Annotated in this window: 17 protein-coding genes; 8 read left to right on the forward strand and 9 right to left on the reverse strand. The window is 75.6% G+C overall.

Annotation, left to right across the window (positions count from 1 at the left end):
• Positions 1-239: 239 nt before the first annotated feature.
• The 5 genes from ACZ597_RS32985 to ACZ597_RS33005 form a co-directional block, all read right to left on the reverse strand.
• Positions 240-989, reverse strand: coding sequence for a tyrosine-protein phosphatase (locus tag ACZ597_RS32985; RefSeq protein ID WP_471338585.1), 750 nt, complete (start codon positions 987-989; stop codon positions 240-242).
• 46 nt (positions 990-1,035) lie between these two features.
• Positions 1,036-5,040 (reverse strand): SAV_2336 N-terminal domain-related protein, encoded by a 4,005-nt coding sequence (locus ACZ597_RS32990; RefSeq protein WP_471338587.1) that lies wholly within the window; start codon positions 5,038-5,040, stop codon positions 1,036-1,038.
• Positions 5,037-6,113: an AAA family ATPase gene (locus ACZ597_RS32995; RefSeq protein ID WP_471338589.1), complete on the reverse strand. Its 1,077-nt coding sequence runs from the start codon at positions 6,111-6,113 to the stop codon at positions 5,037-5,039. The genes ACZ597_RS32990 and ACZ597_RS32995 overlap by 4 nt, the downstream gene beginning before the upstream one ends.
• Positions 6,114-6,187: 74 nt before the next feature.
• Entirely contained in the window at positions 6,188-8,212 is a 2,025-nt protein-coding gene (locus ACZ597_RS33000) for a VMAP-C domain-containing protein (RefSeq protein ID WP_471338591.1), read from the reverse strand.
• The gene (locus tag ACZ597_RS33005) at positions 8,209-9,498 is read right to left on the reverse strand and encodes a hypothetical protein (RefSeq protein WP_471338592.1); all 1,290 of its coding nucleotides are present in this window, start codon (positions 9,496-9,498) and stop codon (positions 8,209-8,211) included. Before ACZ597_RS33005 ends, ACZ597_RS33000 begins: the two co-directional genes overlap by 4 nt.
• Before the next feature lie 193 nt (positions 9,499-9,691).
• Between ACZ597_RS33005 and ACZ597_RS33010 the strand changes: the two genes are divergently transcribed.
• Positions 9,692-10,216 carry a hypothetical protein gene (locus ACZ597_RS33010; RefSeq protein ID WP_471338594.1) on the forward strand — a complete coding sequence of 175 codons (525 nt, stop codon included), beginning with the start codon at positions 9,692-9,694 and terminating at the stop codon, positions 10,214-10,216.
• Positions 10,217-10,251: 35 nt separating this feature from the next.
• Here ACZ597_RS33010 and ACZ597_RS33015 read toward each other — a convergent pair whose 3' ends face one another.
• Both ACZ597_RS33015 and ACZ597_RS33020 read right to left on the reverse strand, forming a co-directional pair.
• Positions 10,252-10,920: an O-methyltransferase gene (locus ACZ597_RS33015; protein ID WP_471338596.1), complete on the reverse strand. Its 669-nt coding sequence runs from the start codon at positions 10,918-10,920 to the stop codon at positions 10,252-10,254.
• A 19-nt stretch (positions 10,921-10,939) separates the two neighbouring features.
• Positions 10,940-12,055, reverse strand: coding sequence for a class I adenylate-forming enzyme family protein (locus tag ACZ597_RS33020; protein ID WP_471338598.1), 1,116 nt, complete (start codon positions 12,053-12,055; stop codon positions 10,940-10,942).
• A gap of 249 nt (positions 12,056-12,304) precedes the next feature.
• Between ACZ597_RS33020 and ACZ597_RS33025 the strand changes: the two genes are divergently transcribed.
• On the forward strand, positions 12,305-14,584 hold the full coding sequence (locus ACZ597_RS33025; protein ID WP_471338600.1) for an immune inhibitor A domain-containing protein: 2,280 nt from the start codon (positions 12,305-12,307) through the stop codon (positions 14,582-14,584).
• A 150-nt stretch (positions 14,585-14,734) separates the two neighbouring features.
• Positions 14,735-15,622: a trypsin-like serine peptidase gene (locus ACZ597_RS33030; RefSeq protein WP_471338602.1), complete on the forward strand. Its 888-nt coding sequence runs from the start codon at positions 14,735-14,737 to the stop codon at positions 15,620-15,622.
• On the opposite strand, the gene ACZ597_RS33035 is transcribed toward ACZ597_RS33030, so the two are convergent.
• Together ACZ597_RS33035 and ACZ597_RS33040 are read right to left on the reverse strand one after the other, a co-directional pair.
• Positions 15,619-17,028 (reverse strand): FAD-dependent oxidoreductase, encoded by a 1,410-nt coding sequence (locus ACZ597_RS33035; RefSeq protein ID WP_471338604.1) that lies wholly within the window; start codon positions 17,026-17,028, stop codon positions 15,619-15,621. The genes ACZ597_RS33030 and ACZ597_RS33035 overlap by 4 nt on opposite strands.
• A 156-nt stretch (positions 17,029-17,184) precedes the next feature.
• Positions 17,185-18,162 (reverse strand): transcriptional regulator, encoded by a 978-nt coding sequence (locus tag ACZ597_RS33040; RefSeq protein WP_471338606.1) that lies wholly within the window; start codon positions 18,160-18,162, stop codon positions 17,185-17,187.
• A gap of 583 nt (positions 18,163-18,745) precedes the next feature.
• Between ACZ597_RS33040 and ACZ597_RS33045 the strand changes: the two genes are divergently transcribed.
• Genes ACZ597_RS33045 through ACZ597_RS33065 form a run of 5 tightly spaced genes read left to right on the forward strand, consistent with a single transcriptional unit; the run spans position 18,746 to position 23,324 of the window.
• The gene (locus tag ACZ597_RS33045) at positions 18,746-19,966 is read left to right on the forward strand and encodes an MFS transporter (RefSeq protein WP_471338608.1); all 1,221 of its coding nucleotides are present in this window, start codon (positions 18,746-18,748) and stop codon (positions 19,964-19,966) included.
• Complete coding sequence (gene cbiE, locus ACZ597_RS33050) at positions 19,963-21,249, forward strand: precorrin-6y C5,15-methyltransferase (decarboxylating) subunit CbiE (RefSeq protein ID WP_471338611.1); 1,287 nt, start codon at positions 19,963-19,965, stop codon at positions 21,247-21,249. The genes ACZ597_RS33045 and cbiE overlap by 4 nt, the downstream gene beginning before the upstream one ends.
• Positions 21,246-21,995 (forward strand): precorrin-4 C(11)-methyltransferase, encoded by a 750-nt coding sequence (gene cobM / locus ACZ597_RS33055; RefSeq protein ID WP_470979816.1) that lies wholly within the window; start codon positions 21,246-21,248, stop codon positions 21,993-21,995. Before cbiE ends, cobM begins: the two co-directional genes overlap by 4 nt.
• On the forward strand, positions 21,985-22,758 hold the full coding sequence (locus ACZ597_RS33060; protein ID WP_471338613.1) for a cobalt-precorrin-6A reductase: 774 nt from the start codon (positions 21,985-21,987) through the stop codon (positions 22,756-22,758). Before cobM ends, ACZ597_RS33060 begins: the two co-directional genes overlap by 11 nt.
• A gap of 53 nt (positions 22,759-22,811) precedes the next feature.
• On the forward strand, positions 22,812-23,324 hold the full coding sequence (locus ACZ597_RS33065; RefSeq protein WP_471338615.1) for a hypothetical protein: 513 nt from the start codon (positions 22,812-22,814) through the stop codon (positions 23,322-23,324).
• Positions 23,325-23,432 lie beyond the last annotated feature (108 nt).

Here is a 23,432-nt window from a genome sequence, read left to right on the forward strand (position 1 = left end):
CGGCGGGGTTTCGTGTTCAGGGGTGCGTCACGGGCGTACGGCGACAGCCGCGCGGCTGTTACCGCGCGCTGCGGGACACCGGGATCACGTCGTACCGGCAGGGGGGAACGACGGCGGCGGTGCGGTTCGTACGCATGGCCCGGTTCCCCTTCTCTTCGCTCGGCATCGGCAGGCACCGCCCTGGCGGCGGCGCGCACCGCGACTGTAGGCGGCGCGCACCGGCCGGAGCACCTGGTTTTTCAGACGAGCAGCCGCTCCCGCAGCCGGGCGGTGGTGTCCGGGGTGATGCCGACGGCGTCCGTGAGGTACCCGGACGGGGACCCGTAACGGCTGGTCAGGTCGGCGAGGACCAGCTCCATCACGGTGGCCGGGGCGCGGCCGTACGAGGGCCAGCGCATGGTGCGGCCCGGGTTGGCGGCGTGCCAGTCGGCGGTGAGGCGCTCGGTGGCGAGCTCGGTGAGGGCGAAGTCGGCCAGGACCTCCTCCTCGGGGACGTCGAGCAGGGTCAGGACCAGGGCGGCGATCAGGCCGGTGCGGTCCTTGCCGGAGGTGCAGTGGACCACGGCGGGGCCGGGGCCGTCGGCGATGAGCTCGATGGCCCGCCGGATCTCGTCCACGCCGTCCTCGGCCACCTCCGCGAAGCGGTCGGCGAGGTAGCGCCAGGGGTCGAGGGCGGGGTCGATCTCGGCCTGGTCGTAGGGGCGGTGCTCGATGCTGAGGTTGGCGTACGTGAAGCGCTCCGGCTCCGGTATCCGGCCCTTCGCCTCGATCTCCCAGGGGTAGCGCAGGTCGATGACGGTCCGCACGCCGAGCCCGAGGAAGCGGTCCCAGTCGGCGCCGTCCAGCTTGCCGAGGGAGTCGGCCCGGTAGAGGCTCCCCCAGCGGAGCTCCCGGCCGTCGGCGGAGCGGTAGCCGCCCATGTCGCGGAAGTTGTGGAGGCGGTCGAAGGGGACGTGGCGGGTACCGGTGCCGTGCGGCGCGCGGGTCAACTGGGGCTCCTGGTGCTCGGGTTGGCTCTGAAGTGGCCAGAATGCCTCAGGTGTCACCGGATTCCGGACGCTCGGGGGAGGTGATCTCCCACACGCCGTCCGACTCGATCGAGGTCCAGAAGTCGGGGAGCCGGAGCGGCCGGGCGAGCGTGACCCCGGTGAGCGAGACCGGCCCGCGGAAGGTCGTGTGCTCCAGGGAGAGGACGGCCCGGAAGTCGCAGTCCTCGAAGGTGACGGCTCCGTCGAAGGCCGAGCCGTCGAAGAGGGCGTCGCCCCTGAACTCGGCGCGCTGGAAACGCACCGGGCCCCGGAACACGACACCGTCGAAACCGGCCACTGCCGCGCCCACCTTCGAATCGACCCACCGGAACATGCCCTCGAAGACGGCGCCGCCGAAGGTGACCGGTTCCGTGCACCAGGTGTTCTTGATCAGTACCGGCCCCCTGAAGAGGGCGCCCTCGAAGCCCGCCCGCTCCTCGAACCAGGCCCCGTCGAATGCCGCCAGGCCGTGGAAGAGGGCACGGGCGAAAACGGCCGGACCGTCGAAGCGGACGTCACGGAACACCGCCTCCCCCTCGCAGACCACGGCCTCGAAGTCCGACACGTGCGCGAAGCGGGCGCCGGCCGCCGACAGCGGCCCCTCGAACACAGCGCGGGCGAAGGATGCCGGTCCGTGGAAGGTCGAATCACCGAGCGACGTTCGCCCCTTGAAGACGACCCGGCCGAAGTCCGCCCTCCTGCGCACCGCCATCCCGTCGAGCACCGCCCCCTCCTCCATGACGGCGCGCCCGAAGGAGACGGCCTCGTACCAGATGACCTCGTCGAACCGCGCCGCTCGGACGAACACGGCGCGGTCGAAAGCGGCCGCCCCCTCGAAGGCGCCCTTCTCGAAGACCGCCGCGTGCTCGAAGACGGCACCGTCGAATGTCGCCGAGCCCATGAACTTCGCGTACCCGAAGCGCGCCTCGTCGACGAAGACGGCCCGGTGGAAGGACGCGTCCGCGGCGAAGGTGTTCGCGGTGAATCCCGCCTGGCCCTCGAACACGGCGCGGGTGAAGTCGGCTTCGCCGGTGAAGATCCCTGCCACGGCCACCCAGTCGTCCTTGAAGCACGCCCGGGTGAAGTCCGCCGAGCCCAGCCGCACCCGTCCCGTCCCCGGCTCCCGAAGCGCGTCGAGCACCCTCCCCAGCAGTCCTCCCTCGAAGGTGGTCCCCCGGAAGTCGACGGAGGAGGTGGGCTCCAGGGTGCTCAGGTAGGCGTCCTGCTCGGAGCGCGTCATGTGGGCCAGGCAGCTCTGGTAGCCCGTCACCCTGATGCCGATGCACCCCGCGGCACTCTGGCCGGAGGCTACGTGACCACAGCGGGGCCAGACGGACTCCTCCCGGCGGTACGTCCCGGCGTCCGCCAGCAGCTCCGCCAGCCGGCCGGGATCCCCGACGAGCAGCCATCCCCCGGAGTCCTCCCCCAGTGGCTTGAGGAGGCGCACGGCCAGAGGGCCGAGGAGCTCGTGGAGCTCCTCGTAGAGCGACGGGGAGACCGCGACCACGAGGCGCTGTGCGTGCCCGGGCCCCCCGGACGCCAGCAGCTCCGTGATCACGGAGCTGCGAAGGATCCGGTCGGGATCCTCCGCCGAGGCATCGGCTCGCCCGGTTGCCAGGGCCACGGCGAGCGGCGGTTGCAGCCCTTCCGGCTTCCCGTCGGCGAGCCGGGCCATGGCCCGCGGCAACGCCGTCAGTACGAACCCGGCCCCGCTGTAGGCTCCCGGCCCGGACAGTGAGAACCGCAGCCCGCGCTGCAACCCCCCGGCCACCCTCGCTTCGGCCATCTCCTGCAACAGGATCGCGCCCAGCCCCGCAGACATGCGGGAACCCCCGCCGACCCGCACCGCGAGAGTGACCCCGGTCCCGTACGCCCGCTCCTCCAGCACTTCCCGAAAGCCGGCCTGCGCGAGCAAGGCCTCGGCCGTCAGGAAGACCATCCGGTCGGGCCGGACGGTGTGCACGACACCGATCAGGCTCCCGTCGCTGGAGACCGGGGAACCGCGGAAGTGGAGCCAGTCCCCCAGGTCGACGGGGAGCCGGAGCAGCTCGCCGTTGCGGGCACCGGCGGACAGCAGCAACTGGCCGAAGAAGGAACGCCGCGTCTGGTCCTCCCCGAAGCCGTCGACGACGGCCTCCACCTCCGCGGCCTGGTCCTCCGGCGGCGCCCCCCACTCCGGAGGTTCGAACCGCCGCGGGTCCGCCAGGTCCTCCCCGCTCTCCAGCAGCAGCACCCGCGGGCTCGCCCCGTCCCACCACACGGGCCGGCAGGCGACTTCCCTGCCGTCCACCCGCCTCACCCAGGCGACGGCGTCCCGGGGCTGCTCCACGTCGCCGACGGTCAGCACCAGCCGGGGGCCGAGCAGGGTGCCCACCTCACGCGGCTCCGCCAGCGGCTCGAAACGCACCTGCACGACGGCGTCCCGCACCCCGCGCTGTTCGGCGAGCCGGACCTCGAAGCGACGCACGGGCGAAGGCCGTTCCGCGAACGGCAAGGCCCCCTCCGGGACCCGGCGGCGCCCCTCCGCGCCCGTCGTGACCCGGGTGGCCGAGAAGTCGGGGCCGGTGCCCCGGTGGCGGTACATGAACTCCCAGACCCGGCGGCGCACGAGCTCCCGTACCGCGGCGACGTCCCCGCGCAGCTGGGAGCCGAGCAGCACCTCCCGTACCCCCGGCAGGAAGTCGAACTCCGCCTCCTCCGGCCGCTGCTGCCCCTCCCACGGGGCCAAGAGCCCCCCGAGGGCCACCTCCGCCAGGTGCCCGTGCTCGGAGTCGCGCAGCAGGGAGCGCCGCACCAGGGTCATCACCGGCAGCGTGAGCGGTACGGCGGCCAGGTGGGCGGCGAGCTGCTGGGCGGTCGGGGAGGCGCTCGCCCGGAAGCGCTCGACCGCCTCCAGCGCGGTGGTGTCCCGGCGCGGCGCGGCGGCGGGCGCGGGGGCGGCGTCCAGGCGCAGGCAGGCGAGCCGACGCCAACGCCCGTCCCCGGACACCGTGCGCACGAGCCGGGCCAGGCTGCCGGACGCGAGCCCCACCACCGGGACCACGGGTCCGCCGCCCCGCGCCCGCCGGGCGGCGGGGACCGCCTGCCAGGAGCGGGTGGCGGCGGCCGGCCGGTCTGAGCGGACGGCGAAGGGGACGGGGCGGACGGCGCCCCGCGTCCACAGCCGTTCGGGCAGTACGTTCAGCACGGCCACGGCGTTGTGGGTGCTCCAGTGCCGCAGGACGCGCAGCAGCGGGGCCTCCTGCCAGCCCCCGGCGACGGTGTCGGAGACGAGCAGGATCAGCCGCCGGCCGGCGGGGTCGGCGAGTTCCAGCGGGTTGCGGGGCGGGCCGCCGCGGCCCCGGGCGAGCATCGGGGTGCCGCCGGGGGCGGTGCCGGTGAGCTGCCAGGTGCGGACGTCGCGGAAGACGCCGCTGCGGGTGAACACCCCGCGCAGCTCGGCCACCAGGTCGGCCCAGAGCAGCATCGAGGGGTGGGAGTCGACGACGAGGGCCAGGTCGAGCCAGCGGCTCTCGGCGGGACGCAGCACCGGGGTGGGGACCATCGCCTCGATGCTGCGTTCCACGGTGAGCTGCTCGTCCAGCTCCTCCCCCGGCCCGCCGATGGAACGTCGTCCCACGGGCCGCAGCGACCGCATCAGGGCGAGCGGGTCGTCGAGGGAGGCGGTGCGGGGCAGCCGCAGCGGTACGCCGCGCCGCGCGCCGGTGTCGGCGCCGGGCCCGGCGGGCCGCTCGGGCGGGGCGGGGACGGCGGGGAAGAGCTGGGCGGACCCGGCGGCGGGCGGGCCGGTCCGGCCGGCGTCGGGGGCGGGGCCCGGGGGCGCGGGCGGGGCCTCGTCCGGCTCCGGCGGTGCGGGCTGCCGTGCGTTCCCGTCACGGGCCGTGGCGCCGGCCGGGTCGACGCGGGCGGCCAGCCACAGGATGTCGGCGATCTCTTCGGGGCCGACGGCGGTGCGGGGCGCGGCGCCGTCCCCGGCGCCTTCGGCGAAGGCGGCGAGGAGCCTCTCGATCACGCGCTCGGCCCGGTGAGGTGCTGCATGACGGTGGCGAGGAAGCGGTCGCGGTCGGCGGGTGCCGACCAGGCTCCGGCGAGGCGCAGCTGGATGGCGTTGAGGAGCTGGTCGGTGGCCAGGTCGCCGTCCTCGGCCCGTTCGAGGAAGCTGCGTACGAGGTCCTGGTACTCGGCGGCGGCCTCGCCGGTGATGTCGACGCCGAGCCGTCCGCGCACGATGCGGGCGAGTTTCTCGGGTCCGGGCGCTTCCAGGTGGAGGCGGACGCAGCGGCGCAGGAAGGCGGGCGGGAAGTCGCGTTCGCCGTTGCTGGTGAGGATGACGACGGGGAAGTAGCTGCACTGGACGCGGCCCTGGGTGACGGTGACGCCGGCGTCGGGGTCGTCGTCCGTGCCGATGGCGACGGTGGGGTCTTCCTTGGCGAGGCGGGCCAGTTCGGGGATGACGAAGCCGCCGTCCTCGAAGACGGTGAGGAGGTCGCCGGGCAGGTCGATGTCGCTCTTGTCGATCTCGTCGATGAGCAGGACCCGCGGCCGGCTCTGCGGGAGGAGGGCCGTGCCGAGCGGGCCGAGGCGCAGGTAGCGGGCGATGGAGGGGGCCGTGGCGGGTCCTTCGGCGGCTCCGGGGAGGCGGGTGCCCGGGGCGCGGACCTGTTCCAGTCCGGCCTCCTGGAGCCGGCCGATGGCGTCGTAGAGGTAGAGGCCGTCGCGGAGCACGGTGCGGCTGGTGATCGGCCAGTGCAGTACGGGGCCCAGGGCCAGGTCGGCGGCGATGCCGTAGGCGAGGGTGGACTTGCCGACGCCGGGCTTTCCGGTGATCAGCAGCGGCCGGCGCAGGTGCAGGGCGGTGTTGACCACGTCCTTCTCGGGATCGTCCGGGACGTAGCCCTCGCCGCGCCTGCGGGTGCGCTCCCAGGCCTCGCCGGAGCAGCCGGGCGGCCCGTAGGAGGGGTCGGGGACGCCGGTGAAGTCCCGCCAGGGCGGAGGCGTTCCGGCTTCCAGCCGGGTGCGGCGTTCCTCGCCGGGGCCCGCGCCCTGGTACAGCCACCAGTCCTTCGCCACTGCCTGTGCCTCCATCGTCTCTTCGCGGGTGGTGCGTTCGGATCGTGGCCGCAGGCCGGCCGTTGCGGGCGGGGTCGTGGGTGGCGGTGTCAGGCCAGGGAGCGGAGGTCGACCGTGTCGTCCGGATCGTCCCACAACAACACCAACTGGTCTTCCCCTCCCGGTTCTTGGCCGACGGCGGCCCGGCGCGCCTCGCGTACCCGGGCGGGCAGCTCGAACACCGCGGGCGTACCGGGCCCGGCCTCGGGCGCGAGCAGTGCCGGCAGCCCGCCGGCCGGCGCTCCGCCGCCGCGCCGCCACACCGCGACGGGCACCCCGCCCTCCAGCAGGGACTCCAGCAGGTCGGACGTACGGTTCGCCGAGACGTGCCCGAGGACGCAGGCGGGTGCCGGGCGGGCCCCCAGCCGCAGCCCGAGGGCGTCGGTGACGTCCTCGTCCTCGACCAGCCGCACGGCGTCGGGGTGGCGGCCGTCGTGGACGTGCAGCCAGCGCCATTTGGTCCGCCATTCGGTGCGGGTGTCCTCGCGTTCCTGCGGACAGCGCACCACCACCTCGTGGACCGCGCCGAGGGGGCGGGTCCGGCCGCCGGGTCCGCGCGGGACCGGCCACTGGTCGAAGTCCGTCTCCAGCAGTTCGTACGGCACGTGGAACTCGATCCGCCCGATGCTCCCGTACGGCTGCCCGGCGCCGGGATCTCCCTCGGCGAGGCGGCGTACGAGTTCGGCGCGCACGGCGGCCAGTGGGACGGGGCTGCCCTCCGACTCCCATACGTGGCGGGTCCGTTCGCCGCGCAGCCACATCCGGGCCAGCAGGCCGTCCTCGCCGCCGGGCGGGGACTCCAGGCGCACGTGCAGGGTGGCCTTGCGGGCGGGGGCGGGCGGCGGGCGCAGCGCGGGCAGGCCGAGCCGCTCGCGGGTGGCGCGTACCCACCGGGCGAGCGCCGCCGCCCATTCGGGGTCGCCCGGGCCGCCGCCGGGGCCGCCGCCGGGGCGGGCGGTCCGGTCGGCGAGGAAGTGCACGAAGGGCACCGCGAGCGGCATTCCGGTGCGGCCGCCCTGCCGTTCGTCGAGGTCGGCGACCACGTCGAGGAGGGTGTCGGCGGGCAGCCCGCCGTCGACGGGGGTGGTGCAGCCGGCCGCCTTGAACGCCCAGGCGTAGGCCTCGTACGCGCAGCGCGGCAGGTCGCGGCCCTCGAAGAGTTCCCCGAGCCCGTCCCATCCGGTCTGGTCGAGGCGGGGGGCACGGGGCAGGGACGGGCCGGGCAGGTCGTCGTCCAGGAAGGAGTTGGCGTCCCAGTCCCGGTCGACGAGGAACTGGGGCAGCTGCCAGCCCTCGCCGCGTTCGCGCAGTCCCCGGAAGGCCAGGTGGATGCTGCGGGCCGCGTCGGGCAGGACTGCGGCGCCCTCCCCCACGGACCGGTTCCCGAGCTCGCCGAGCAGGGCCTCGGTGAAGCGGCCCGCGCCCCGTTCGGCGTCGTTCTGCGCGGCCTCGCCCTCGCGGGAGGCGTACAGCCGGAACTGCCGCCGCCCGGGGACGGTGCGGCCGCCGCCGTAGTCGGCGCTGCCGAAGTTCCAGCGGCTGTCGCGGGGCGCGTCGACGCGGCAGGCGTCCACCAGTGCGGCCTGGAGGGGGAACCGCCGGTGCTTGACCAGGTCGGTGCGCCACCAGCGCAGCGCGGCGTCGAGGTTGAGGTGGCGGATGTGGCCGGGGCGGGCGTCGGCGCAGGGCAGCATCAGCTCCCGGTCGCGCCCGAGGTAGCCGTGGCCCGCCCAGAAGATCCACAGCAGGTCCCCGTCGCATTCGGGGAGTTCGTCGATCAGGGCGGTGCGGGCGTTCGCCTCGGTCGCGGGCCGGTGCGCGGTCCGCAGCGCGGCCAGGCCCTCGGACGCGGACCAGTCGAGGGCGTCGGGGTCGTCGAGCGGGGACAGCAGCAGCCGGACGTTCGCGGCGGGCACCTCCCCGGGCCCGGTCAGCCACCGGGCGAAGCGCAGGGCGTCGCGGGCGGGGCCGCGCAGGTTCCAGTGGTGGCTGATCTCGTACCGCTCGACGCCCGCGACGAGCGCGAAGGTGCGCCGGGGGTTCACGTCGGGGTGCGGCCGGCCGAGGGCCGTCACCCGATCCCCGCTTCGGTCACCGCCCGTTCGATGCGCTCGTAGAGGGACTGCTGTTTCCAGTAGGCGCTGTGGCTGGCGGGGAAGGGCTGGCGGCTGCTGATCTCGTGGTCGGTGACGCGGGGGTCGCCGGGGAAGACGGGTCCGGCGAGGTAGGAGAGCACGTCCTGGCGGTCGTACACGTTGAGCCAGCGCGGGAAGCCGTACGGGAGCCGGCTGCCGGGGGCGAGGGCGGTGAGGGCGCCGAGTTCGTAGAGGTACGGGGCCTGCGAGCCGACGGTGACGAGCAGTTCGGCGCCGGGTACGGGTACGCCGTCGGCGGCGGCCAGCGCGAGCAGGTCCACGAGGGCGATGCCGCCGAGGCTGTGGCCGATCAGTACGGTCGGGCCCGGCCGGGCGGTGATCCGCTCGTGCAGGTACGCCCGCAGACCGGCGCCTCTGGCCTGGTAGCGCAGGATGTCGCCGAGGGCGGGGGTGGCGCCGACGGTGAGGGAGCCCCGCCAGGCGTTGAGCAGGGGCTGCGTGGTGACCCGCATCGCGAGCCGGCCGAGGACGGCGGCGGCCCGGGCGCCGGGGACGCGGGCGCCGCCGCCGAGGCGGGTGGTGAGGAGCTCGACGAGCCGGTCCCGTTCGGCGGCGGTGCAGTCGGCGTCCGCCCCGGCGGCGGCGAGTGCGGCGGCGGTGACGGCCCGGGAGAGGGCGGTGGCCAGCTCGCGGGCCTGCGGTTCGGCGGTGGCGCGGGTGCCCGCGCGGGCCGCTTCGGAGGAGTCGGCGGCGGCCTGGAGGGCGGGCCGGAACCCGGCGGCGAGGCCGGTGCCGTCCAGGAGGGCGCGCAGCTCGTCGGGGCCGCCGCCGGGGCCCCAGGGGGTTTCGGTTTCGGTTTCGGTTTCGGCTCCGATCTCGGCTTCGGCTTCGGCGAGCCGGTGCAGCAGCTCCAGCACCCGTTCCCCGGCGGGCCGTAAGCCGGGCATCGCGAAGGGGTCGTCCTCCTCCCCCTCGCCCTCGCCCTCCCGGGCCCAGCCGGCCTCGGCCAGCACCCGCAGCTCGCACAGCGGGTCGGCCAGCAGCAGCCCCCACTCGGCGGCCTCGGCGCCCCCGTCGGGCCCCGCCGGCGTCCCGGGTACGGAGCGCCCGCCGGCGCTCAGCTCCGCGCCGAACCGCTCGCCCCAGAAGCAGGAGTCGACCTCGGACCCGGGAAACCGCGCCCCGAGCCGCTCCCGCACCAGCCCGAACAGGGCGTCGTGCCGCTCCCGCCGCACCCCCGTACCGTGAACGAACAGAAACCGCATGACCGCACCGCCCCCTCGTCGCTCTCCCCCGCCCGGCACGATAGCGCCGAGCACCCGACCCGGCCCATTGAACGGCCGGTTCGGACCCGGCGAAGTGGGGCGCCCGCCCCCGGCCGGCGCCGGGGGCGGCAGACTTGGCGGGCTGGGCCGTGTGCGTCGGGCACGGGGCCGGAGGACTTGACGGAGCGCTTGGGTGGATCTCAACTCGGTGGTCATCGCGGTGGCGGGCGTCGCCGGAACGCTGGGAGGGTCGCTGCTGACCCAGCGGGGCTCGGAACGGGCCAAGCGCCGGGAGATAGAACTCGTGCGCGCGCAGGAGGAGATCCGCGAGAGCCGCTCGCTCCGGCGCACCTGCTACGCGGAACTCAACCGGGACTCGCGGCAGTTCGTCACCGCCCTCAACCGCCACCTGCACCTCATGCGGGAGCAGGCCGTGACGGACGCCGACCGGGACGCGCTCGACGAGGCGAAGGGCACGCACCGCGACCGCTACTCCGAGGCGCAGATGATCGCCCCGGACGCGGTGCTCGTGACGGCGAGCGCCGTGAACCACGCCCTGACCCAGGTCTACGGCCAGGTCAAGCGCCTCGAACGGGACGCCCCCGAGCCGGGCGAGACGAGGGAGACGGCGGCCCGCGACCAGTACGCGATCTGGGACCTGCTGAAGGAGATGCGGACCGCCATGCGCCGCGACCTCGGTGTCTCGGACGACGACTGACGACCGGAGACCGCGGGCCGGGCGGTCCGGCGGCCTCAGAGCTTGCGTGCGAAGAGCAGCCCGTCCGCGACGGGCAGGAGGAGCGACTCCACCCGGTCGTCGGCGCGGGCGTGGGCGTTGAACTCGCGGACGGCCAGCCCGTTGCCCCGCGCCTGCGGGTCGGCCGCGTCGCCGCCGAAGAGCGCGTTGTCGGCGAGGATCAGTCCGCCCGGGCGTACGCGGGGCACCAGTTCCTCCCAGTAGGCCCGGTAGCCGTCCTTGTTCGCGTCCAGGAAGACCAGGTCCACGACCGGTTCGGCCGGGAGGGCGCGCAGGGTCTCCAGGGCGGGCCCGAGCTTCAGCTCGATGCGGTCGGCGAGCCCGGCCTCCTTCCAGGCCTCCTGCGCGATCGCGGTCCACTCCGCCGAGACGTCGCAGGTGAGGACCTGTCCGCCGGGGACCAGACCGGCGGCGAGGGCGAGGGCGGAGTAGCCGGTGAAGGTGCCGACCTCCACGATCCGGCGGGCTCCGATCAGCTTCGCGAGGAGGGTGAGGAGGACGCCCTGCTCGTGCGGGATCTGCATCACGGCCCGGTCTCCGAGGGCGCGGGTGCGCTCGACGAGCCGCCGCTGGACCTCGCTCTGCGGCTCGGCCTGGGCGAGCACGTAGGCGTACACCTCGGGGGTGAGGGGGACCGTCTTCACGTCTTCGGGCTGCCGGTTCACGGCGCACGTCCTCTCGGGGTCAGTCGGGCGGGGTGATCTGTGCGGGCAGGGGTTTGCCGAGGGGGCCGCGCGGGATCCTGTCCACGAGGCGCACCAGGCGGGGTTCGGCCCCGAGGCCGCGCGCGGCTGCCCGTACGCCGTCCGCCGTCAGGGGGCCGCCTCCGGCGACGAGCACGTCGTACGCCTCCCCGTGCGGGGGCCCGGCGGGGCCGGTGACGCGTACGCAGGCCACGTCCGCGCCCGGGAGAGCGGCGCGCAGCCGGGCGGCGATGGCGCCCAGGTCGTACCGGACGCCGTTGATCCGCACCAGCTGGGCGCGGCGGCCGAGGCGCAGGAACAGCCGGTCGCCGAGGCGGCGGACCACGTCGTCCATCTCGTGCCGGTCGGGCCGGCTGCCGTCGGGGAGCGCGGACAGCCGCGGCCCGGTGACGGTGAGCGGGCCCTCCGCGCCGGTGGGGGGCGCGGCGAAGGCGACGTCGTCGAGCAGCGTCCAGGGCCCGGCCGGGTCCCAGCCGGTGCGGTGGGCGACGGAGCCGGTCTCGGTGGAGCCGAGCAGCTCGATCAGCACGGCGCGGGCGTCGGTTTCGAACCGGCGTGCCTCCGGCGGGAGTTCGGCGGAGCCGTGCAGGAGGGTGAGCTGCTCGAACGAGGCGGTCCAGCGCGGGTAGCGGGCCATGGCCCGGAAGGCGGAGGGGATGGCGACGACGGCGATCCGCCGGGCCGGGACGGCCGGCGGCGGACAGTCGCCGGCGGGCCAGAACCATACGGGCAGCCCGGTCACGGCGGGGAGCAGCACGGTCGCGGCGGCCCCGTAGGCGTGCCGGGGCGGGGCGAAGCTGACGATCGCCTCGGGTGCGTACGGGGCGAGCAGGCGGGCGGTCTGCTCGGCGTCGGCGCGCAGCCGGGCCCCGGTGAAGATCCGCCGTACGGGGTCGCCGGTGGTGTCGTCGGAGGCCTGGAACTCGTACTCCCGGCCCGCGAGCCGCTCCCGCGCCCGGGCCGCTTCGGCGGGTGTGAGCCGGTCCCACGGCTGGTGCCACGGCCCCGGCGGGCCGTCGGGGGCGGCGGCGCCGATGCCGGGGCGCTCCCAGGGGGCGTCGAGGGGCAGTGCGGGGTACGGCGGTTCGAGGGGCATGCGCTCGTCTCCCCCTGTGCGTTCGGGTTCCGGGGCGGGGCGGACCGGTACCCCCGGGAGCCCTCAGGGGCACAACGACGCCGCCCCCTCGGGGGATACGGGCGGGAGGGGGCCCTTCCGCGTCGGGGTTCGTCCGGCCCGGCCGCATTCACCGGCTCAAGCCCCCTACCCATCACCTGTGACATGTGAAATATTACCTGCCCCGAGCCCCCGACCCTCGGCACCGAACTCCCCGAAAGGGCACCTCCGTTGCGCAGACTCGCCACGGCGGGAGCGGCGATATCCCTCGCCGCCCTCGCCCTCCTGCCCGCCCCCGTCGCCCTGGCGGCCACCGCGCCCCCGCCCGCCCCGCCGGCGGGCCACGCCGAACAGGCCGCCTCCCCGCCGCTCGCCCCGCTGGAACTCCAGCGCCAGGCCCTGCGCCGCCAAGCCCTGGAGGGCGTCGCGGCGGGCACCTCGGGCGGCTCCGCCGCCGCCCGCACGGCCGGCCCCCTCCCCCGCACAGCGAAGATCGGCGGCCAGTACGTCGAACTGGCCCAGCGGCGCAAGGACAAGGTCTTCGTCATCCTCGCGGAGTTCGGCGACCGGACCGACCCCCGCTTCGGAGGCACCCCCGGCCCCCTGCACAACACCATCGGCAAGCCCGCCAAGGACGACAACCACACCCTCTGGCGAAAGGACTTCGACAAGAACTACTACCAGCAGCAGTTCTTCTCCCCCCAGCCCGGCTCGGCTTCGATGCGCGCCTACTACAACCTCCAGTCCTCGGGCCGCTACGACATCGACGGCAAGGTCACCGACTGGGTCAAGGTCCCCTACAACGAGGCCCGTTACGGCACGGACAACTGCACCGAGCCCGGCCAGTGCCGCACCAACTGGGACCTGGTCCGCGACTCCACCACGGCCTGGTACGAAGCCGAGCGCGCGAAGGGCCGCACCCCCGACCAGATCAGGTCCGAACTCGCCCAGTACGACGTGTGGGACCGCTACGACGCCGACCACGACGGGAACTTCGACGAGCCCGACGGCTACCTCGACCACCTGGTCGTCGTCCACGCGGGCAAGGACCAGACCTGGGGCGGCGGCGCCCAGGGCAAGGACGCGGTCTGGGCCCACCGCTGGTTCGCGTACTGGAACCAGGCCGGCAGCGCGGGCCCGGAGGGCAACAAGGCCGGCGGCACCCCGGTCGGCGACACCGGGATCTGGGCCGGCGACTACCTCACCGGCGGCGAGAACAGCGGAGCGGGCCTCTTCTCCCACGAGTTCGGACACGACCTCGGGCTGCCCGACCTCTACAGCTCGGACGGGGACAACAGCGTCAACTTCTGGTCCCTGATGTCCTCGGCCTCGTACCTGGGCAAGGGGCCCAACACCACCGGGCAGTTCCCCGGCGACCTGGACCCGTGGAGCAAGCTCCAACTGGGCTGGCTGGACTACACGGAGGCCGACGCGGGCCGCAGGACCCGCGCGACGCTCGGCGTCTCCGGCTACAACACCGACGACCCCCAGGCCCTCCTGGTCCACCTCCCGCCCTCCACCACCCGCACCGAGCTCACCGACCCCTACGAGGGCGCCCGCCAGTGGTGGAGCGGCACCGGCGACTTCATGGACAACACCCTGACCCGCCCGCTGGACCCCGCCACCGGCCCGGCCACCCTCTCGGCCCGCGTCTGGTACGACCTGGAACAGGACTTCGACTTCCTCACGGCGGAGGCCTCCACGGACGGCGGCAAGACCTGGACGGCCCTCCCGGGCACCCTCGGCGGCGCCCCCGTACCCCCCAAGGGCATCTCGGGCACGTCACAGTCCTGGACGGACCTCACGGTCCCGCTCCCCGCGTCCACGACCCACCTCCGGCTCCGCACCACCTCGGACAGCAACACCCACGGCCGCGGCGCCACCCTCGACGACATCCGCATCACGGCCGCCGACGGCCGCACCCTCCTCCAGGACGGGGCGGAACGGGACGACAACGGCTGGACCCCGGTCAAGTGGTCCCGCACGGAGGGCCGCACCGGCACCACCGCGCACCCCCGCGCCTACTTCGCCGAGAACCGCCGCCACACCGGCTACGGCTCCTTCCTCAAGACGGGCCCGTACAACTTCGCCTCCACGGACCAGCGCGTGGAGTTCTACCCGTACCAGCAGGGCGTCCTGCTCTGGCTCTGGGACACCGCGTACAGCGACAACACCACCAAGGCCCACCCGGGCAACGGCCTCCTCCTCCCGGTCGACGCCCGGCCCGCGCCCCTCCGCTTCCCGGACGGCACCCTCCTCAACGCCCGCGCCCAGACCTTCGACGCCCCCTTCTCGACCCGCCCGACGGACCGCATCACCCTCCACCGGCCGGGCACCGCCCTGACCGTCCCCTCCCAGCCGGGGGTCCGCGCCTTCGACGACCGCCGCGGCACCTACTGGAACGCGGACCTCCCCCAACTCGGCGTCAAGGTCCCGGACACCGGCACCCACATCGAGGTCACGAGGGAAACCCCCACCCAGACCACCCTCCAGCTCACCCCCTCCCCCTGACCCCGCCCGCACCCGAGCGCCCCGCCGGACCCTCCCGGCGGGGCGCTCGCCCGTACGGGGCCGGGAGCTGTGAGGACGGACACGTTCCGCAGGGGAACCTGTCGCAAGCCGGGGGCGTTGGGCGGTGGTGGCGATCTTCGGGAGTGGGGCATGACGGGCAGGGCCGTGCGGGTGTGTGTGCTGGCCGGGGTCTGCGCCGCGCTCGTGGTCGCCGGGGTGGGTTTCGCCGTGGGGCGCTTCGGGACCGTGGCCGCGGGGGACACCGATCGCGGGAGTTACGTGCAGGACGCGCGGCTGGCCGATGAGGCCGCCCGTGGGGTGCTGGAGACCCTCGTCGAGGGGGGTGGGGAGCGGAGGGCAGCCCCGGGCGGGGCGGGCTGGAAGGCGTCCGAGCCGCTCCGGGCGGTCGACGTCGAGCCCGAGCCGGCCATCGGAGCGCTGTTCTCGCCCGGGATGGACTGGGACGACGAGCATCATTGTTCCGGGAGCGTGGTGCATTCCGCCGACGGGGATCTCGTCGTGACCGCCGCGCACTGCGTGTACGCCAGCGGGTTCCGGACCAATCTGGCGTTCGTGCCCGGGTACGCCGACGGGAAGGCACCGTTCGGGGTGTGGGTGCCGACGCGGGTCGACGTGGATCCGCGGTGGGTGTCATCGGCGGATCCGGATTACGACGTGGCGTTCATCCGGGTGCGCCGGCCCGGGCATCCCGGGCAGCGGCTGGAGGACGTGACCGGGGCGCACGCCGTCCGCTTCGGGCAGCAACTGCCCGCCCCCGCCCGGCTGGTGGGCTACCCCAACGACGCCGAGCAGCCGTTGGGGTGCGCCAACACGGCCGTCGCCGCCGGGTCCACACAGCTGCGGCTGGACTGCGCGGACGTGCCCAACGGGACCAGTGGCGGCCCCGTCCTGACCGCGGCCGGGACCCTGATCGGGGTGATCGGCGGCCGCGATGGAGGCGGGGACGAGGTGACTTCGTACAGCAGTCGCTTCGGGGACGGTGTGCGCGAGCTGTACGAGCGGGCCGTCCGCGGTTAGGCCGGTCCGTGGTGCGGCGGGTAGGCCGTCGTGGTGCGGGGCGAGGTGGGCAGGCGCCACTTCGACAGGACGCGGAGCATCGTGCCCGGGGCGAGCAGGGTGTTCGGCGGGGTGGACAGGGACAGGACGCCGAAGAACGGGGCCGAGATGGCCGGGTCGGTGTTGGCCCCGGCCATGACGCGGGACATGTACGCCTGGAGGACGCGGGTCGCGCGGTCCGGCGGCGGGCCCTCGGTGCCCGGGTAGCGCAGGTCCTCGCTGGTGGCGATCTGCCAGGCGACGTTGGCCGCGGTGGTGGTGTGCCGCTGGACGCGCCGGGTCTGCGCCGGGATCTGGGCGGTGCTGAGGCCCCTGATGGCGTCGCCCAGGGCCTGGGCGGTGATGGCGGCCACCGTCATGCCGTGCCCGTAGACCGGGTTGAAGCGGCAGGCCGCGTCGCCGACGACGAGGAGGCCCTCGGGCCAGCGGTCCATGCGCTCGTAGTGGCGCCACTCGTTGGCGGTGGCCCGGAAGCCGGCGGGCGGGGCCAGCGGTTCGGCGTCGCGGATGGCGTCGTAGAGGGCGGGGCTGCGCAGGGTGCGGGCGAAGCGGAGGAACTCGGGGTCCTTGGTGGGCGGGGCGTGCTCGCCGTTGCCGATCAGGGTGACCAGCCAGCGGTCCCCCTCCAGCGGCACCAGCACTCCCCCGCGCGGGCTCTCCGGGCGGCCCTGTACGTACATCCCGTGCCAGCGGCGCTCCGGGTCGTCCAGGGCGGCCTTGGGGATGGCGTACGGGCGGCTGGAGTAGCCGAGGTGGGAGTCGTAGCGGGTGACCGCCGGGGCGGGGTAGCCGAGGGCCGCCAGCCAGGCGGGCGCCTTGGAGGTGCGGCCGGTGGCGTCGACGACGAGCGCGGCGGCGAGGCGGCCGCCGTCGCGCAGGGTCACGCCGGCCACGGAACGGCCGTCCGCCCCGCCGACGAGCCCGGTCGCGAGCCGGCCGCCGAGCATCCGGATCCGGCCGTCGCGCAGCACGGCGCGGCGCAGCGTCCAGTCGAGGAGCTCCCGGCTGCCGACCAGCATCCCGGCCCCCGGTACGGGCCGGAACCAGTCGGCGGGGCTCAGCCACAGGAAGTCGCGCGGCGACTCCAGCAGGGCCGCGCCGGCCGCCATCAGCTCGGCGGTGGTGCCGGGCAGCAGCTGCTCCATCAGCTCGACACCGCGCGCCCACAGCACGTGCGCGTGCCGGGACTGCGGCAGGCCGGGGCGGAACTCCGGCCCGTGAAGGGACAGTTCGTCCCGTTCGACGACGGTGACGCGGGCGAACCGCCCCGCCAGGACCCGTGCCGTCAGCAGCCCGGCCAGGCCGGCCCCGAGGACCACCGCGTGGTCCCCGGGGGATTCTGTGTGGTTGTCCGGAGTGTCGTCCATGGGACGAGTGTCCGACCGCCGGGGCGGCCCGGGTCAGGCCCCGGCCGGGGGCGGACGGTTGCGTGCCGGGGCGCGGGCGGGGCGGAGGGGGCGGCCGGGGGCGCGTGCGGGGGCAACCGGACGGGGCGGCCCCGGTCCGGGGCGGCCGCGGGCACCCTACTCGGGGGCACCCGCCGCCGACACCAGTACGTCCCCGGCCGCGACCCGTCCGTAGAGCACGCTGCGGCCCGCCCGCCGACGCAGGATCAGCCCCGCCGCGAGCAGCACCTTCAGCTGCCCGGCCACCGCCCCCAGGCTGTACCCGGTCAGCGCCACCAGCTGCGTCGTGGACTTCGGGCTCTCCAGCAGCACCAGCACCCGTGCCCGGACCGGCCCCAGCAGCCGTACGAGCGCCTCCGGCGCGGCCGACCCGGGACCCGGCTGGGTGAGCTGGCCCGCGCAGGGGTACACCAGCGCGTGCCGCGACGTACCGGTCCAGGAGACCCAGCCGTGCGCGTGCGTCACCGGTACGAAGACCAGCCCGGCCTCCCCCGACAGCTCGCGCGGCCGGCGCTGCTGGAGGTTGACCCGCAGCCGCCCGCCGCCCAGCCAGGCCATGCCCGGCCGCATCCCCGCCAGGGCGGCCGCCCAGCCCTCCCGGCCGAGCTGGGCGGTGCGCACCAGCACGTCCGCCTCCGCGATCCGGCGGCGCCGGTCCCAGTCGGGGCGTACGGCCTCCTCCCAGACCCAGTCCAGCAGTTCGGCCGTCCTCGGGCCGAGTCCGCGCGCCCGGTCGAGGCCCGCGGGGAGCCGGCCGGTGGCGGCGCGCAGGTCGGTACGGACGACCGCGTCCGGGGCGGCGCGGACGGTGGCGACCTCGTCGGCGAAGGCGCGGCCGTCCTGGTGGGCCGGCGGGGTCAGGTACCCGGCGATCCACAGCCGGCCGAGGGCGGCCCGCACGAGGGCGGCGGTGAGGGGCTCGGCGGCGAGGTGGGCCCGGTAGTGCGGCAGCCGGTCCGCGAGCCAGGCCCGCTCGGCGGGGTGGGCGGGGGTGCGGCGCTCCAGGGCCATGAGGGCGGCGGTGGTCTCGGCGAGGGGGGACACGACGAAGCGGCTGCGCGCGAGCGCGTCGGTGTCGATCCGCCACCATCCCATGGTGTGCCGCCCCCTGCCGGTGTCCGGGCCCCGGGTCGTCCGGGGCTGCCGCCCCGATCATGCCGTGCCCCTGGCCGGGGGTCACGCGGGTCCCGGGCCGGGGCCCGCCTGGCCGGGGGTCACGCGGGTCCCGGGCCGGGGCCGCCGCTGCGCGGGCTGCTCCCCGCCCCGCCCTTCGCCCGTTCCCCGGGCTCCGCCCGGACCCCTCTGGGGGCTCCGCCCCCGGACCCCCGCGCCTCAAACGCCGGCGGGGCTGGAAATTCGCTGCGCGAATCCAGCCCGCGCGGCGTTCGAGCACAACGGGATCCGGGGCGCAGCCCCGGCTCTCCAGCCCCGCCGACGGTTGAGGCGCGGGTCCGGGGTGGCCCCCCCGGGGATCCTTCAGCCCCGCCGGCGTTTGAGGCGCGGGGTCCGGGCAGCGCCCGGGGAACGGTGGAAGGGCGGGTAGGGGACCTCGCCCCGCGCAGCGGCACACGACCCGCAGACGACCCGCTGGCCCCCGCCACGCGGACCGGCACCGGCCGGCTTTCGCGTCCGCGCGAAACTCTGGGGGGTCGCGTGCCGCCCGTCGGAAACTCCCGGCATGTCGCGCAGCTACCGCTCCCTCCTTCTCCGTACCCCCGAGTTCTCCCCCTTCTTCCTCGCCGCCGCCCTCCGCGTCGCCGCCTCCACCACCGGTGGGCTCGCCCTCGGGGTGCTGGTCTACGGGCGGACCGGCAGTCCCCTGCTGTCCGCCCTCGCCATGTTCGGCCCCTCCCTCGCCCAGGTGCTCGGCGCGACCCTGCTGATGGCCGCCGCCGACCGGCTGCCGCCGCGCGGCGCGCTCGCGGGGCTCGCCGCACTCGCCGCCGCCGGGACCGGGCTGCTCGCCGTCCCCGGACTGCCGCTGTGGGCGGTGTTCGCGGTGCTGCTGGGACAGGGGCTGGCCGATTCCCTCGCGGGCGGGGTCCGTTACGGGCTGCTCACCGAGATCCTGCCGCCCGGGGACTACCTTCTCGGCCGCTCCCTCCTCGCCGTCGCCGCCGGGGTCACGCAGGTCGTCGGCTTCGCCGCCGGCGGGGTGCTGCTCGGCGCGCTCTCCCCGCGCGGGGTGCTGCTGGTGTCGGCGGGGCTCGGGGCGGCCGCCGCGCTCACGGTCCGCTTCGGGCTGCGCCGCCGCGCTCCCCGGGCCGGGGGCAGGCCGTCGCCCCCCGAGACCTGGCGCGTCAACCGGCTGCTGCTGTCCGATCCGGCCCGGCGGACCCTGTACCTCGCCCTCTGGGTGCCGAACGGGCTCATCGTGGGCTGCGAGTCGCTCTTCGTCCCGTACGACCCCGCGCACGCCGGGCTGCTGTTCGGCTGCGCCGCCGCCGGGATGCTGGCCGGGGACACCGTCGCGGGCCGCTGGCTGCCCGAGCGGATGCGGATCCGGCTGGCGGCTCCGCTGCGGCTGCTGCTCGCGCCCCCCTACCTGGTGTTCGCCCTGGAGCCGGGGCCGGTCGCCGCGACGGCCGCCGTCACCCTGGCCTCCACCGGCTACGCGGCCGGGCTGCTGATGCAGGAGCGGCTCGTACCGCTGCTGCCCGAGGGGACGCAGGGGCAGGCGCTCGGGCTGCACTCGGCCGGGATGCTCACGATGCAGGGGGTGGGCGCGGCGCTCGCCGGGGCGGTGGCCCAGTACACCTCTCCGGCGGCCGCGATCACCGTGCTGGCGGCCGCGTCCGTCGTGGTCACCCTGGCACTGGAGCCGGGTCTGCGCCCCGATAGGCTGCGGGTCCGTCCGCCGCAGTCCCCTTCTCCCGTTCCCCGAGGTACCGCGCAGTGAGCTCCGCAGCACCCCCCGTACCGGTGACGGTCGTCGGCCTCGGCGCCGACGGCTGGGCCGGGCTCACCGCCGGCGCGCGGTCCGCGCTGACCTCGGCCGAAGTGCTGATCGGCGGCCCCCGGCAGCTGGACCTGCTGCCGCACGCCGAGTGCCGCGGGCTGCGGGTCGCCTGGCCGAGCCCGCTGCGGCCGGCCGTGCCGGAGCTGGTGGCCGAGCACGCGGGGCGCCGCATCGCCGTACTGGCCAGCGGGGACCCCATGTTCTACGGGATCGGCCGCGCGCTCTCCGAGGAGCTGGGCCCGGACGCCCTGCGGGTCCGCCCGCACCCGTCGTCGGTGTCGTACGCGTGCGCCCGCCTGGGCTGGCCGGTGGAGGACACCGAGGTGGTGACGGTGGTCGGCCGGCCGGTGGCCCGGCTGGTGGCCGCGCTGCACGAGGGCCGGCGGATCCTGGTGCTCAGCGCCGGAGCGGCGACCCCTGACGAGATCGCCGCCCTGCTTCGAGAGCGGGGCTTCGGCCCGAGCCGTATGCGGGTGCTCGAACAGCTCGGCTCCGAGCGCGAGGACTCGTACGAGGGCACCGCGCGGGACTGGGACCGCGAACCCGGCGACCCCCTCAACGTGGTCGCCGTGGAGTGCCGTCGGGATCCCGGATCCGGCGTGCCCCGGCTCGGCGCCACCCCCGGCCTGCCCGACGCCGCGTACGAGCACGACGGGCAGCTCACCAAGCGCCACGTGCGCGCCGCGACCCTGTGCGCGCTGGCCCCGGCCCCCGGCGAGCTGTTGTGGGACATCGGCGGCGGCTCCGGGTCGATCGGCATCGAGTGGATGCGTACGCACCCGTCCTGCCGCGCGGTGGCGATCGAGCGGGTCCCCGAGCGGGCCGGCCGCATCACCCGCAACGCCGCCGCGCTCGGCGTGCCCGCGCTGCGCGTGGTCGTCGGCGCGGCCCCGGCCGCCCTGGACGGACTCCCGGCCCCCGACGCGGTGTTCATCGGCGGCGGGCTGACCGCGCCCGGCCTGCTGGACGCGGCCTGGGCGGCGCTGGCGCCCGGCGGCCGGCTGGTGGTCAACACGGTCACCCTGGAGTCGGAGGCGGTCCTCGCCGAGCGCTACCGGCGCCACGGCGGCGAGCTGGTGAAGCTGGCCGTCTCGCACGCCGTGCCGGTCGGCGGTTTCACGGGCTGGCGGCAGGCCATGCCGGTCACCCAGTGGTCGGTCACGAAGCCGGCACCGGTCACGCGGACGGCACCGGTCACGCAGACACAAGGAGAAGCAGAATGACCGTGTACTTCATCGGCGCGGGCCCCGGCGCCGCCGACCTGATCACGGTGCGCGGGGCCCGGACCCTGGCCGCCGCCCCCGTCTGCCTCTACGCGGGCAGCCTGGTCCCGCGCGAGCTGCTCGCCGAATGCCCGGCGGACGCCCGGCTGGTCGACACCTCGCAGCTGAACCTCGACGAGATCGTCGCGGAGTGCGTACGGGCCCACGGGGCGGGCCTGGACGTGGCGCGGCTGCACTCGGGCGACCCGTCCATCTTCAGCGCGGTCGCCGAGCAGATGCGGCGCCTCGACGCGGCCGGCATCCCCTACGAGGTGGTCCCGGGCGTACCGGCCTTCGCCGCGGCGGCGGCCGCCCTGAAGCGGGAGCTGACCGTCCCCACCGTCGGCCAGACCGTGATCCTGACCCGGATCGCCCAGCAGGCCACGCCCATGCCGCCCGGCGAGGACCTGGCCACGCTCGGCCGCAGCGGTGCGCTGCTGGTGCTGCACCTGGCCACCCGGTACGTCGACCGGGTCGTGGACGAACTGCTGCCGCACTACGGCGCCGAGTGCCCGGTGGCGGTGGTGGCGATGGCCAGCCGCCCCGACGAGCTGATCCTGCGCGGGACCCTGTCCGACATCGCGGCGCAGGTGAAGGCGGCCGGGCTGGTGCGCACCGCCGTCATCGTGGTGGGCCGGACGCTGGGCGCCGAGCAGTTCCGCGACAGCCACCTGTACTCGCCCGAGCGCGACCGGCATGTCTGCTGAGCGGGCCGGGGGCGTACCGGACTCCGACCGGCACGTCCTGATCCTGGGCGGCACGACGGAGGCCCGCCGGCTGGCGGAGGCGCTGGCGCGCGAGACCTCGTACCGGGTGACGACCTCGCTCGCGGGCCGGGTCTCCTCGCCCGTGCTCCCGCCGGGCGAGGTCAGGATCGGCGGCTTCGGCGGTGTCACGGGGCTCGCCGCGTGGATCGTCGCCGCCGACGTCACGCACGTCGTCGACGCCACGCACCCCTTCGCGGAGCGGATGAGCTTCCACGCGTCGGAGGCGGAGGCGTACACAGGCGTGCCACTGCTGGCGCTGCGCCGTCCCGGCTGGGAGCCGGGGCCGGGCGACGACTGGACGTTCGCGGACTCCCTCGCCGACGCGGCCGCCGTGCTGCCCTCGCTCGGCGCCAGGGCGTTCCTGACCACGGGCCGGATGGGGCTGCACGCCTTCGCGCACCTCACCGAGACCTGGTTCCTCGTGCGTTCGGTGGATCCGCCCGACGCTCCGATGCCGCCGCGGCTGGAAGTGCTGCTGGCGCGCGGCCCGTTCGGGCTGGCCGAGGAGCGGGAGCTGCTGGCCCGGCACCGGATCGACGTGCTGGTCACCAAGGACAGCGGCGGCGACGCCACGTCCCCCAAGCTCACCGCCGCCCGCGAGGCGGGCATCCCGGTCCTGGTCGTACGCCGGCCCCCGGTCCCGGAAGACGTGGCGCGGGCCGCCACGGTGGAGGCGGCCCTGAGCTGGCTCCGCCAGGGCTGAGGCCGGGCCCCGGCCGCGAACACGGCCCCCGTCCCACCCTCTAGGCTGAGGGGATGCGGATACGTCACTCCCTCGTCCTGATCCTCGCCGCCGCGGCGCTCGTCACCGGGTGCGGCAACGGCGGGCAAGAAGCGACGCCCAGGATCTGGGAGCCCGACGACGCCCTCCAGCGGGCCGACAAGGCCCTGGGCGAGGAGGTCGGCGACGGCCGCGTGACGATGCGGGGGACGAGTTTCCTCGCCACCGGCCTCGACAAGGCCCTGGAGACCGGCGGGGAGGGCCCGTACCGCCTCGACATCGCCTGCGACAGCGAGGAGAGCCCCCGGGTCAAGCTCGTGCTGTCGCGCGAGGGCGGCACCGGGGACCGTTCCTTCGACGTGTCGTGCGGCACCGTCGGCGAGGTCACCCGGCTGAACTTCCCGGCGGGCGCGGCGCTCACCGCGCACATAGAGCCCACCCCGCAGGACGACTCCCCGCCGGCCGGGGTGCTGTCGTGGCAGCTGCTCACCGTCGACCCGCGCGGCGTCGAGGGCTGCGCGGACGTCCTCGCGGGCTGCTCCGGCTGAGCACGGGGCACGGGTGACGGATGACGGGTGAGGGGCCGTCAGCCGCGGGGCCCTGCGCGGCAACCACCGACAGCCGACGCCCGCGGGCCCGGGCGGGCGGTGACCCGC

This window comes from Streptomyces sp. NPDC040718 (assembly GCF_055593565.1).